12 protein-coding genes, 1 tRNA gene and 1 riboswitch are annotated in these 12594 nt (G+C 66.8%); of the genes, 4 read left to right on the forward strand and 9 right to left on the reverse strand.

Annotated features, from left to right (window positions below; genetic code table 11):
- The 6 genes from VL129_RS10065 to VL129_RS10090 all read right to left on the reverse strand — a co-directional run bounded on the left by VL129_RS10065 (position 1) and on the right by VL129_RS10090 (position 3441).
- The gene (locus VL129_RS10065) at positions 1-336 is read right to left on the reverse strand and encodes a hypothetical protein (RefSeq protein WP_325412657.1); all 336 of its coding nucleotides are present in this window, start codon (positions 334-336) and stop codon (positions 1-3) included.
- A gap of 7 nt (positions 337-343) precedes the next feature.
- Complete coding sequence (locus VL129_RS10070) at positions 344-856, reverse strand: pilus assembly PilX family protein (protein ID WP_325412659.1); 513 nt, start codon at positions 854-856, stop codon at positions 344-346.
- Positions 857-863: 7 nt separating this feature from the next.
- Entirely contained in the window at positions 864-1634 is a 771-nt protein-coding gene (locus VL129_RS10075; protein ID WP_325412661.1) for a PilW family protein, read from the reverse strand.
- The gene (gene pilV / locus VL129_RS10080) at positions 1631-2209 is read right to left on the reverse strand and encodes a type IV pilus modification protein PilV (protein WP_325412663.1); all 579 of its coding nucleotides are present in this window, start codon (positions 2207-2209) and stop codon (positions 1631-1633) included. The genes VL129_RS10075 and pilV overlap by 4 nt, the downstream gene beginning before the upstream one ends.
- Positions 2210-2226: 17 nt before the next feature.
- Positions 2227-2748 (reverse strand): GspH/FimT family pseudopilin, encoded by a 522-nt coding sequence (locus VL129_RS10085; protein WP_325412665.1) that lies wholly within the window; start codon positions 2746-2748, stop codon positions 2227-2229.
- 165 nt (positions 2749-2913) lie between these two features.
- The gene (locus tag VL129_RS10090; protein ID WP_325412667.1) at positions 2914-3441 is read right to left on the reverse strand and encodes a GspH/FimT family pseudopilin; all 528 of its coding nucleotides are present in this window, start codon (positions 3439-3441) and stop codon (positions 2914-2916) included.
- 117 nt (positions 3442-3558) lie between these two features.
- Between VL129_RS10090 and thiO the strand changes: the two genes are divergently transcribed.
- Complete coding sequence (gene thiO, locus VL129_RS10095; protein ID WP_325412669.1) at positions 3559-4653, forward strand: glycine oxidase ThiO; 1095 nt, start codon at positions 3559-3561, stop codon at positions 4651-4653.
- 89 nt (positions 4654-4742) lie between these two features.
- On the opposite strand, the gene serB is transcribed toward thiO, so the two are convergent.
- Positions 4743-5957: a phosphoserine phosphatase SerB gene (gene serB, locus VL129_RS10100; protein WP_325412671.1), complete on the reverse strand. Its 1215-nt coding sequence runs from the start codon at positions 5955-5957 to the stop codon at positions 4743-4745.
- Positions 5958-6162: 205 nt separating this feature from the next.
- Here serB and VL129_RS10105 point away from each other — a divergent pair, with 205 nt between their 5' ends.
- Positions 6163-7638: a histidine kinase gene (locus VL129_RS10105; RefSeq protein ID WP_325412673.1), complete on the forward strand. Its 1476-nt coding sequence runs from the start codon at positions 6163-6165 to the stop codon at positions 7636-7638.
- Positions 7639-7854: 216 nt separating this feature from the next.
- Here VL129_RS10105 and VL129_RS10110 read toward each other — a convergent pair whose 3' ends face one another.
- Positions 7855-9285, reverse strand: coding sequence for a TolC family outer membrane protein (locus VL129_RS10110; protein ID WP_325412675.1), 1431 nt, complete (start codon positions 9283-9285; stop codon positions 7855-7857).
- A 114-nt stretch (positions 9286-9399) separates the two neighbouring features.
- A riboswitch (TPP riboswitch) is annotated at positions 9400-9506 on the forward strand.
- Between the two features lie 94 nt (positions 9507-9600).
- On the opposite strand from VL129_RS10110, the gene thiC reads away from it, so the two are divergent.
- Together thiC and VL129_RS10120 are read left to right on the forward strand one after the other, a co-directional pair.
- Positions 9601-11481, forward strand: a complete 1881-nt coding sequence (thiC, locus tag VL129_RS10115; RefSeq protein ID WP_325412677.1) for a phosphomethylpyrimidine synthase ThiC — start codon at positions 9601-9603, stop codon at positions 11479-11481.
- A 164-nt stretch (positions 11482-11645) separates the two neighbouring features.
- Positions 11646-11720: transfer RNA gene (locus tag VL129_RS10120), tRNA-Thr, on the forward strand.
- Between the two features lie 192 nt (positions 11721-11912).
- Here the strand turns inward: VL129_RS10120 and VL129_RS10125 are convergent.
- A partial coding sequence (locus VL129_RS10125) for a peptidylprolyl isomerase (protein ID WP_325412680.1) occupies positions 11913-12594 on the reverse strand: 682 nt, incomplete at its 5' end.

Genomic DNA, 12594 nt, shown 5'->3' on the forward strand with positions numbered 1-12594 from the left:
CTATTCGAAGATCGCGATATCCAGGGCCCGTCCGGGCGCCTGGCTGGAAATCGTCACATGACCGGACCAGTCGGCCTTTTTCGCCAGCGTGGCGATATCCAGCGACTGTCCATGACGGGTCAAGCGGGTGTCCTGATCGATACGCAGACGCAGGATCTCGCAGTCGCCGCAGCGGTATACCAGCAGCGTGCCCAGCTGATGCCCGCGGGGACTCCAGCCGACGATCAGACGGGGGGCTTCGATGGTCTCGAACAGGATTTCGTCGTTACGCTCCTCGGCCTGAACCCCGGCGAACGACGCCAGACAACAGGCCAGAAACATCAGATAGGTCTTCATAGGGCGCTCACTGGTTACTCATGAATACGATGCCCTGGGTCTGCGACGACTCGGCGCCGCCATCCATCCGGGCGGTGGTGGCCACTTCGTAATAGGTGCAGGAGAACTTGTCCCCGCTGCTGCCGTCCTCGCAGATCCGCTGACTCAGGAACCGCACGCTGTGCTGGGAGAACTCGGCGTCGGCAGGGTCGATCTCCGCATCGAGTGCCACAGGCAACCGGCTGGTGTCCGGCAGCGCCAGGTTGGTCAGCTGGTCGGCGGTCAGGCCATGGGCTGCGGCGTTCTGCGCATTCAGTAACGACGCACGCCCCGCTGCGCTGGTATTGAAGCGGCGCAGTTGCGCGCGCATCTCGCTCTGCGTCAGCTGGTGGGCCATGCCGCGAAACTGGGTGTTGCTGGCCATGCGCTCCTCCAGGGTGGCGAAACGCACCGCAGTCAGGCCGGCGGCGGTCAGCACCAGGAGAAAGATCAGGGCGACGATCAGGCTGGCCCCGCGTTGATGGAGAGGTACTCGGAGCATGGTGGCCTCAGTCGATGTTCTTCAGCTGGATCGTGGAGGTGAAGATCTGTCGAGCCAGCCGGTCATCGAAGCTCACCGGCGTGGCATCCAGCAGGATGTAGGGCCGCGCGGGCGGCGCCGGCGACACGGGAGAAAGCGAGTTGGCCAGCACCGCCACCCGCACGGCGCGCACCTGCCCCCAGTCGGCGACTCGATCCGCCGAGACATACTGATTGGCGCTGTCGAGATCGCCCTGGGTATTGATGCCGTACAGCACCTGCAGGCGGTCGATGCCGCTGACCAGCTCGACGTTCTGACTGAGCAGCTGGTAGGGCGTGTGCTGGTAGGAAGAACAACGCAGACTGCCGTTCTGCACGCGGAACACGTTGACCAGGATGCGCTGGTCCGCCACGGTCATACCGCCACAGTCCTGGCGCGTGCCGGTGGCCGGGTCCCGGGGCGGCTGGAAGGCGATCGCCAGCTGGTCCGAGGCATTACCAGTGCCATTTTCCGTACACAGCCCCGTGCAGTCCGAGCCCTGCACGGCGAGTGGCGGCCCCAAGCTCAGCGCGGTTGGCTCCACATAGCCGCCCATCCGGACACTGCGCGCGATGAACTCCAAGGCGAAGCGGCCGTTTTCCTGCAGCACCGACATGGACTCGTTGGTGGCGTAGGTCTGCTTGCTGGCCAGGAATACCTGGATGATGCCAGTCAGTAGCAACAGGCTGAGCACCAGGGCGACCAGCAGCTCGACCACGGTCAGGCCGAGCTGCCGAGCCGGAGAGATCATGTATTTCATCGACGAATCTCCTCGAGCCGGGAGGACAACACCTTCTCTCCACGCTGCTGCTTGCCACGCTCCTGCGGCTCGTTGCCCTTGCTCAGCCAGGTGGCCGTCAGCGACAGCACGCCATTGGCGTTGGCGATCGCCACCACCGGCGCAGCGGCGCTGGCCGTGAGGAAGTCGCGACTGGAGAAGCGCGCATCGTCCGCATTGAAGTTGGCCAGCGCGGCGTAACTGCAGCGCGCTTCCCAGCTGTCGAACGCGGCCATCTGCGCGGCGCTGCAACTGGCGGCATTGACCTTGGCGCCGGTGGCCGGATTGGCGTGGTCCGCACAGCGCACTGCCGGCAGGGCCGCACAGTTCACGGCCGCCGCGTAATCGGCGGCACTCCCCTGGGGATTGGCGCGGATCCGCTCGGCCAGATCCTGCAGCACCGCGGTGGCCTGCGAGCGCTGCGCGCTGTCGGAGGTCCCTTGCAGCGCATTCAGCTGCAGGGCGGCCAGACCGAGCAGCCCCACGGTGAACACCAACAGAGTGACCAGCACCTCGATCATCGAGAAGCCGCCCTGCCTGTTTCCTGTACCTGACATTCCTTATCCCTCGTACCTTATTGCGGGCAGTTGGCGTCTCGGGTGGCGGCCGACACCTCGGTGCGGCCTTGCTGGGTGAGCAGCACGCAGCGGGCGTCCTGGCCGGCGGCCGGCAGTTGCGGGGAAGACACCTTGAAACGCGGACGGCCGCTGCTGACACCGCGCGTGCCATCGCGCAGGAACAGGATCCTGTAAGGGCTGGCCAGGGCAGCGCTGGTGATGGTCACGTTGCTGCGGTCGGAGAACCGGCGCAGCACCGCAGCGTCATCGCAGTTCGCCACAGTCGCCGGGGCAACGCACCAGCCATCCGCCCAGCCATTCGGGCTGGCCGTCTCCGGAATCACCGCGATGCTGGTCGCGCCCTTGATCGCTTCGGAGCGCGCCAGCGCCATGGCCAGGGCCAGATCGCCTGCCTGGCTGACAACCCGCTGGCGAACAATGAAGTCACCCATCGCCGGCGCAGCCAAAGCGGCCAATACCGCCAGCAAGCTGATGGCCACCATGAGTTCGATGAGGGTGAAGCCTTGGTTGAATCGCATGACCCGCCTCGCCTGAAGAATCGAGCGCAGTGTCTGCAAGCCCTCCCGGCGTGACAATCGGGGTACCGATGGCTGGTGTGAAATCGTGGGCAAACGGTCGAGCAAATACATGAATTTGCAGACAACGTCGCAAAACGCACAAAGCAGGGCTACCGCCCCAGCCGGCTAGCCCAGCGGGCAACTCTGCTCGTGTCGCTCCGCACGCACCCGCCCCTGGCGACTGATGACCAGCTTGCCGTAACGGTTCAAACCCGCCTGGTGACACAGGGTGAACGTGCCGTTGCTGAGGTAGGTAGTGCCCTGCCCGCTGAAGTGCAGCGAATGCATGGGCTTTGCCCCCACCCAGTCCGCCTGCACATCGCTCGGAATGGCCAGGGTCTGCAGCAGCGCCTCGCCAGCGTCCAGCACCCGATTGCCGTTGCCGTCGACAAAACTGCTCAGCACGCCGGCCTTCATGCTGACGCAGCGCCCCTGGCTGTCGAGGGCGCACAGGGTGACCCGGCGCTGGTTGATCAGCGCATCCTGGCGAGCCTGAATGATCAGGCGCATCAGTTCAGCCTGATACGTGTCGAGCCGGTGCTTGCGGTACAACTGTGTCATCGAGGGTGCAGCCAGACTGATGGCGACCACCAGGATCGCCAGCGCGATCATCAGTTCCACCAGCGTGAAGGCACGCTGCCGTTCATAGTCCATGAGCGAATCCTTGCTAATCCCAATATCATGTCGGCTTCCTGACCGACCCGTCCTTGTTAGACCATGGCTCCGGCCAGTCAAGCAGATCACTTCGCTGAATCGCCCAAGGAGAGAAATGTGCAACACGTTCTGGTAATCGGCGCCGGCATCATCGGCCTGTTGACTGCCTACAAGCTGGTCGGCGCGGGCCTGCGCGTCACCCTGCTGGAATCCGGCGAACCGGGGCGCGAAGCGTCCTGGGCGGGTGGCGGTATCGTCTCGCCGCTGTATCCGTGGCGTTATCCGCCGGCGGTGCAGGCGCTGGCCCTGCAGGCGCAGGATGCCTATCCGGCGCTGGCCGCCCAGTTGCTGCAGGACAGCGGGGTCGACCCCGAGCTGCATGTCACCGGCCTGTACTGGCTGGATGTCGAGGACGAGGAACAGGCGCTGGCCTGGGCGGCACGCTTCGAGCGCAGCCTGGCGCGGGTGCCGGTCGATGAGGTGCGGCTGCGCATTCCGGCGCTCGCCGATCGCTTCCAGCGCGCGCTGTACATGCCGGGGGTGGCCAACATTCGCAATCCGCGTCTGCTCAAGGCGTTGCGCGGCGCGCTGGCGCGGCTGGCCAATGTGGAGATTCACAGCCAGCAGCCGGTACAGGGCTTCGTGCAGGAAGGCGGGCGGGTGGTCGGCGTGCGCACGGCGACGCGGGAGTTTCGCGCCGACCAGGTGGTGCTGGCCGCCGGCGCCTGGAGCGGCGAGCTGCTCGGCACCCTGGGCCTGCAATTGCCGGTCGAGCCGGTGCGCGGACAGATGATTCTGTTCAAGTGTGCCGCCGACTTCCTGCCGAGCATGGTGCTGGCGGGCCGCCGTTACGCCATCCCGCGCCGTGACGGGCACATCCTGGTGGGCAGCACGCTGGAATACTGCGGCTTCGACAAGTCCACCACCGAGGAGGCCCTGGACAGCCTGCGCGCCACCGCCGCCAAGCTGCTGCCCGAATTGGCGAACGCGCCGGTGGTCGGCCACTGGGCCGGCCTGCGTCCCGGCTCGCCGGACGGTATTCCGTACATCGGTGAACTGCACAGCCATCCGGGGCTGTGGCTGAACTGCGGGCACTTCCGCAACGGCCTGGTGCTGGCGCCGGCGTCCTGCCGGCTGCTGGCGGACCTGATGCTGGGGCGCGAGCCTTCGATCGATCCGACGCCGTATGCGCCGGATCAGCGGCTGGGTTGATGCAGCCGTGGGAGCGGACTTGTCCGCGAGCTTTTCGTGCAGGCCACACCTAGAAACTCGCGAATGAATTCGCTCCCACCGGGTCCGTACTACTCCTGACCGTCGCGGTCGCGGAAGCCGAGCAGATAGAGGATGCCGTCGAGGCCCAGGGTGGAAATCGCCTGCTTGGCCGACTGCTTGACCAGCGGCTTGGCGCGGAACGCCACGCCGAGACCGGCCAGGCCGAGCATCGGCAGGTCGTTGGCGCCGTCGCCCACGGCAATCGTCTGCTCCAGGCTCAGGCCTTCCTTCTCCGCCAGCTGGCGCAGCAGGTCGGCCTTGCGCTGGGCGTCGACGATCGGCTCGATGGCCACGCCGGTCAGCTTGCCGTCGACGATTTCCAGTTCGTTGGCGAACACGTAGTCGATGCCCAGCTTGGCCTGCAGCTGCTTGGCGAAGTAGCTGAAGCCGCCTGACAGGATCGCGGTCTTGTAGCCCAGGCGCTTGAGTTCGGCGAACAGCACCTCGGCGCCCTCGGTCAGGCGCAGGCCGGCGCCGATCTCGACCAGCACGTCCTCGGACAAGCCCTTGAGCAGCCCCAGGCGCTCCTTGAAGCTGGCGCGGAAGTCCAGCTCGCCGCGCATGGCGCGCTCGGTGATCTCCGCCACCTGCTCGCCGACGCCGGCGGCCTTGGCCAGCTCGTCGATCACCTCGGCTTCGATCAGCGTGGAGTCCATGTCGAACACCGCTAGGCGGCGGTTGCGGCGGAACAGCGAGTCGCGCTGGAAGGCGATGTCGACATTCAGCTCCTGGGCCACGCTGAGGAACTCGGCGCGCAGCGCATCGGGATCGGCCGGCTCGCCGCGCACCGAGAACTCGATGCAGCCCTTGCCGCGCTCGGCCGGCATGTCCAGCGGCATGCGCCCGGACAGGCGATCGATATGGTCGATGTTCAGGTCGTACTTGGCGGTGATGGCGCTGACCCGGTGCAGCTGCTCGGCGGTCACCTGGCGGGTCAGCAGGGTGACGATGTGGCGCGGCTTGCCCTGGCCGTTCACCCAATGCTGGTAATCGGCTTCGGAGACCGGCGTGAAGCGCACCTGCTGGTCCAGCTTGTAGGCGGTGAACAGCACGTCCTTGAGCGCCGCGGAGGCGCGCTCGTTATCCGGCATCTCCACCAGGATGCCGAACGACAGGGTGTCGTGGATCACGGCCTGGCCGATGTCGAGGATGTTCACGCCGCCCTGGGCCAGCACTCCGGTGATGGCGGCGGTCAGCCCGGGGCGGTCTTCCCCGGTGATGTTGATCAGGACGATTTCGCGCAAGGCGCAGCTCCCATGACGAAGGGCAACGGAAAGGCGCGCATTCTACCCCAAGCGCCGGCAAGGTATGCCCTGTCCCGGCGCGCCGCCTTGCTCGATCCGCGAAAATACTGGCATTTGGCCTTGACACATTTCACGCCGGGATGCTTTGGCTGCCTCCGGGCATTCCGTATACTCCCGCGACCTTCATCGCCGAGACGCGCGGCCCGTGAGACCCGACAACCTGTTCCTGCGACTGTTCGACGCCCTGCGCGGCCGTACCCTGTCCGTCCCCCTGCGCATCACCGGCCTGTGCCTGGGCATGGTGGCCCTGGTGCTGCTGCTGTACGCCTGGGTGATCGGCAACCAGTTGCGCCAGACCACCCAGCAGCAGGCCAGCGTGGTCGGCCAGACCCTGAGCACCCAGACCGCCGCCGCGGCCACCAGCCTGCTGGTGGCCAACGACATCCTCAGCCTCAACGTGCTGCTGGGCAATCTGGTGAAGAACCCGCTGGTGGCCCACGCCGCCGTGTACAGCACGGACAACCGCATCCTCGCCGAGGCCGGCAGCCGCCCCGCCGATGCCGAAGACGGCCTGTTCGCCACGCCGATCACCTTCCAGGAAGTGCTCGCCGGTCAGCTGCGCATCAGCCTGGACATGCAGTATTTCCGCCAGCCGCTGAGCGTCAGCCTGCAGAGCATGGCGCTGCTCAGCCTGATCCTGCTCGCCGCCGCGCTCTGGCTGTCGTTGCTGGTGGGGCGCAACCTGGCCAGTCCGCTGACCGCGCTCGGCCACTGGGTGCACGATCCGCAAGGCTTGGCGCCCGGCGCGCGGCGCCAGGACGAGATCGGCGAGCTGGCGCGTTCGCTGCAAGCACGCCTGGCCCCGCTCCCCGAGCCCGAGCCCGAGCCCGAACAGGACCTGGACCCGGAAACGGACCCGGAGCTGATCCTGGATGACGAGCCTGAACTCGAACCGGCCTGGCAACCCGAACCCGGCAGCGCACCACCGCGCCGCGCCATGGCCCACAGCCTGGACGAGGACGATCCGTTCCTTGATCTGGACGAGGTGGCGTTCGACGCGGCGCCCACCGTGCCCGCCCCCTTCGCCGCTGCCGAGACGGGCACCGGCGCCTGCGCCGTGCTGGCCGTGCAACTCGGCCAGCAGGATCAGCTGCGCCGCCTGCCCCGCCAGCGCCTGGTCGATCTGCTGGACCGCTATCGGCACTGTCTGGAACAGGCCAGCAGCCTCTATCAGGGTGAACTGCACATCCTGCGCGACGGCAGCAGCCTGGTGCTGTTTCACGAGCGCCACGACGAGGACTACCTGGGCCATGCGCTGTGCTGCGGCGAGTTGCTGCGCGCGCTCGGCCATTCGCTGCAGCTGCAGATGGCCGATACCGGGCAGGTTCCGCAATTGCAGCTCAGCCTGTGCGGCGGGGCCTTGCCGGAGCGCATCGGCCAGGGTGACCTGCTGCTCAGCGAGCCGGCCCAGCACGCCCTGGCCCTGGCCCAGCACAGCCGCACGCTGCTGCTCACCGACGCCCAGCTGGGGCTCGCCGCGCCGATTCGCGAACGCGCGCGCCTGCGCCCGACCAGCAATCCGCCAGGCGCCTACTGCGTGGAAAGTCTGCTGCCGCCCTACCCGGCGCTGATCGAGCGCCAGCTCGGCCGCTTCAGCGAGTTGCGCGAAGGACAGGCGTAGGGCGCTTGCCGTTTTGCCACAGACACAGGATTCGTAGGAGCGGCTTCAGCCGCGAGGGAGACCCTGCCAACAGCATCGCGGCTGAAGCCGCGCCTACAGGGGTGCCATTCCGCCAGGCGGCAAATTGTAGGAGGGGCTTCAGCCGCGACGGCAGCCCCACCAAAGCATCGCGGCTGAAGCCGCTCCCACAGGGAATCCCGATTTCTCGCTCGCCGGCTACAGCTGCGCCGGGCCCTGCCGCTTGGGCGCCAGGTCCGGTGGCAGGAAGTCGCGATCCGGCGTGTAGTCCGGCTGCAGGTAGGCGGACAGCGCCCGCAGATCGGCGGGGCTGAGGGTGCCGGCGACCTGCTTGAGGCGCAGGTTGTCGAGGATGTAGTCGTAGCGGGCGTTGTTGTAGTCGCGCACCGTGGCGTACAGCAGGCGCTGGGCATCCAGCACGTCGACGATGTTGCGCGTGCCCACCTGGTAGCCGATCTCGGTGGCTTCCAGCGCGCTCTGGCTGGAGATGATCGCCTGGCGACGCGCCTGCACCTGCTCGACGTCGGTGTTCACCGCGCGGAACAGGTTGCGGGTGTTCTGCACCACCTGGCGGCGCAGGCCTTCGCGTTGTTGCTCGGCCTGGCCCAGCAGTTGCTGCGCCTCGCGACCCTGCGCGGTGGTCAGGCCGCCGCTGAACAAGGGAATGTTCAGCTGCAGGCCGATGCTGGTGCGCGAGGCGTCACCGGTGTAGCGCGCCAGGCCCTCGCCCGGAATATTGCTGAAACCCAGCCCATCGTTGTCGCCGGTCTGGTACTGCGCCACCGCATCCAGGGTCGGCGCATGTCCGGCGCGGCGCTGGCGCAGGCTTTCCTCGGCGGCGAGGACGGCGAACTGACTGGCCTGCAGGTTGAGGTTCTGGCGGGCGGCGGTCTCCACCCATTGGCTGGCCTCGTTGGGCACCGGCGCCAGCACCGGCAGGCTGTGGCGAATGCCGTCCAGGCGCTGGTAGGGACGCGCCGTCAGCGCCTCCAGATTTTCGAAGGCATCCCGCACCTGGCGCTCGACCAGCAGGCGACCGGCGCGCGCCGAGTCGTAGCCGGCCTGCGCCTGCAGCACATCGGTGCGATCGGACAGGCCGACCTCGAAGCGCTCGTTGGCCTGATCCAGCTGCCGCTTGAGCGCGGCCTCCTCGGCCTTCACGGCGGCGAGACTGTCCTGGGCGCGCAACACGGCGAAATAGGCCTCGGCGCTCCGGAAAATCAGGTCCTGCTGGGTGGCGGAGAACTCCAGGGCGGCCTGCTCGCCACTGGCCTGCGCCGCCTGCAGCTGGAACCAGCGATCGGCACGGAACAACGGCTGGCTGAGGGTGGCCTGATACACCAGGGCACTGGCGCCCACTGATTGGCGGCCCCGCAAGGCGGTGTCCACCTCGGAGTCGGTGTCCGTATAGGAGGCTCCGGCCGACAACTGCGGCAGCAGCCCGGCGCGGGCCTGGGGAATGCGCTCCAGCACGGCCTGGTAGCGGGCGCGCGCCGCCGCCAGGTCGGCGTTGTTCTCCACGGCCTGCTGATAGACGTCCAGCAGATCGCTCCGGGAAGGCTCCTGGGCCATGACCAGCGCGGGCAAGCCGGCGGAGATGGCAAACGCGAGAGTGAGTCTGCGCAGCATGTTCGTTCCTGAATGCCTGAAGATCGGCAAGGCTATGTGGGTCGGTCGTCGGGGGTCAATGGCCATGACGCGCCGGCATTGGAGTTTATGCCGGCGCTTGCGTAGACTCCCCGGCAGTTCTTGTCGGGGTGCCCAGAATCGTGGGCTGAGATCGGAGAGTTCCGGATCCCGTTGAACCTGATCAGGTTAGCGCCTGCGTAGGGAACAAGATGTGTCCGCCTCAGCGGACCTCTGGACACCGCTCCCGGTGTTCACCCCGCCGGATCTCCGCGCCGCTCGTCAGGTTCACTCCGACATCCAGCCGAGGAACCGCCGATGAGCAGCACCACCCAGCACCTGAGCGAAAGCGCCCGCGTCGATCAGCAATCCGTCCAGCCCTTCCCGCGTTCGCGCAAGGTCTATGTCCAGGGCACACGTGCGGACATCCGCGTGCCGATGCGCGAGATCAGCCTGGATGTCACCCCCACCGCCTTCGGCGGCGAAAGCAATGCGCCGGTCACCGTCTACGACACCTCCGGCCCCTACACCGACCCGAGCGTGACCATCGACGTGCGCCAGGGCCTGGCGGATGTGCGCAGCGCCTGGATCGCGGATCGCGGCGACACCGAGAAGCTGCCGGGCCTGTCCTCCGAGTTCGGCCAGCGCCGCCTGAACGACGCCGAACTGACCGCCATGCGCTTCGCCCACGTGCGCAACCCGCGTCGCGCCAAGGCCGGCCACAACGTCAGCCAGATGCACTACGCGAAGAAGGGCATCATCACGCCCGAGATGGAATACGTCGCCATCCGCGAGAACATGAAGCTGGCCGAGGCCCGCGAAGCCGGTCTGCTGGACGCCCAGCACAAGGGCCAGAGCTTCGGCGCGGCGATTCCGAAGGAAATCACCCCCGAGTTCGTGCGCTCCGAAGTCGCCCGGGGCCGCGCCATCATCCCGGCCAACATCAACCACGTGGAGCTGGAGCCGATGATCATCGGCCGCAACTTCCTGGTGAAGATCAACGGCAACATCGGCAACTCGGCGCTGGGCTCCTCCATCGAAGAAGAAGTGGCCAAGCTGACCTGGGGCATCCGCTGGGGCTCGGACACCGTGATGGACCTGTCCACCGGCAAGCACATCCACGAAACCCGCGAATGGATCATCCGCAACTCGCCGGTGCCGATCGGTACCGTGCCGATCTACCAGGCGCTGGAGAAGGTCGGCGGCATCGCCGAGGACCTGACCTGGGAGCTGTTCCGCGACACCCTGATCGAACAGGCCGAGCAGGGTGTGGACTACTTCACCATCCACGCCGGCGTACTGCTGCGCTACGTGCCGCTGACCGCCAAGCGCGTCACCGGCATCGTCAGCCGGGGCGGCTCGATCATGGCCAAGTGGTGCCTGGCGCATCACCAGGAAAACTTCCTGTACACGCATTTCGAAGAGATCTGCGAAATCATGAAGGCCTACGACGTCAGCTTCTCGCTGGGCGACGGCCTGCGTCCGGGCTCGATCGCCGACGCCAACGACGCCGCACAGTTCGGTGAGCTGGAAACCCTCGGCGAGCTGACCAAGATCGCCTGGAAGCACGACGTGCAGACCATGATCGAAGGCCCGGGCCATGTGCCGATGCACATGATCAAGGAGAACATGGACAAGCAGCTGGAATGCTGCGACGAGGCGCCCTTCTACACCCTCGGCCCGCTGACCACCGACATCGCCCCCGGCTACGACCACATCACCAGCGGCATCGGCGCCGCAATGATCGGCTGGTTCGGCTGCGCCATGCTCTGCTACGTCACGCCCAAGGAGCACCTCGGCCTGCCGAACAAGGATGACGTGAAGACCGGCATCATCACCTACAAGATCGCCGCACACGCCGCCGACCTCGCCAAGGGCCACCCGGGCGCGCAGATCCGCGACAACGCTTTGTCCAAGGCGCGCTTCGAGTTCCGCTGGGAGGACCAGTTCAACCTGGGCCTGGACCCGGACACCGCGCGCGCCTTCCACGACGAGACGCTGCCGAAGGAATCGGCCAAGGTTGCGCACTTCTGCTCCATGTGCGGACCGAAGTTCTGCTCCATGAAGATCACCCAGGAAGTGCGCGACTATGCCGCCGAGCACGGCCTGACCGACGAGCAGAAGGCCATCGAGGCCGGCTTCGCCGAACAGGCCGGACGCTTCAGGGACGAGGGCTCGGTGATCTACAAGCAGGTGTGAAGCGCCTGGCGGACCTGTAGGAGCGACTTCAGTCGCGATGCTTCTGGCATAGACCCATACGAAAGCATCGCGGCTGAAGCCGCTCCCACGGCAAAGCGTTTTCCCAACCCTTTAATTTTTCTCTGGATTTCCCCGAACTACCTGAATAGAATGCGCGCCCATTCGCCCATGTAGCTCAGGGGTAGAGCACTCCCTTGGTAAGGGAGAGGTCGGCGGTTCAAATCCGCCCATGGGCTCCACGCTCCCCCGCAACACCTCCGCACGTCGCCCGGCCAGTCTTTAGCAGGCCTTGAACAACACGTCGCCACCCAAGCTCAACATCAGCACCCCGCAGGCCGTTATCGGAACCTGTGGGAGCGGCTTCAGCCGCGATGCTCTTGCCTCGGGGCCTCAAGCAAAAAGCATCGCGACTGAAGTCGCTCCCACAAGGTCTAGCGGTCACGCTCCTTATGGGCTTGGGCGCGTGGCTGCTTCGCCTCGCGCACCGGCGCCTCGATGCCGCACACGTCCAGCTTGCCCACGGGCGTGGGATAGAACGCGTTATGGCCGTGGCGTTTCGCATCGATCAGGGCGGCGAAGGTGGGGCTGTCGGTGCGCAGCACTTCGATGGGTACGCGCTCGGCGGCGGGCACGTCGGCGGCCAGCCGTACCGAGGTGATCGGCACGCGCTGCGCCGCTTGGGCATAGAAGCCCATCGGTTCGGCGCCACGCGGTAACGCGGAAAGCAGCGGCATGCCTTGCAGCACGCGGCCGGCGATGGCGAGATTGTGATCCAGCCGGCGTGGTGCCTGGCCGATCACCGCATACAGCGAACTGCCACTGCCGGTTTCCGGTGCCACGTCGCGCGCCACGCCGACCATGCCGTAGCAATGGATCAGCCATTCGCGTCCGCTGGCCGGATCGCGCCCCACCGGGAAGCCTTCGGAGAAACCCACTTCCGGTGCGTACACGTCGCCGTCGGTCAACGGCGTCCACGGCAAGGCCGGGTCGATCGGGCGGCTGAATTCCGGCGGCAGCGTGGCCTTCGCGCTGCCCAGCGAGCGCAGCTTGCTCTTGTCGCCCGCGTCGTCATCGTTGGGGTCGCCCCACTGGGTGACGAAGTTGTCCTGCACC

Source organism: Pseudomonas sp. (assembly GCF_035497915.1).
GTDB lineage: Bacteria > Pseudomonadota > Gammaproteobacteria > Pseudomonadales > Pseudomonadaceae > Serpens.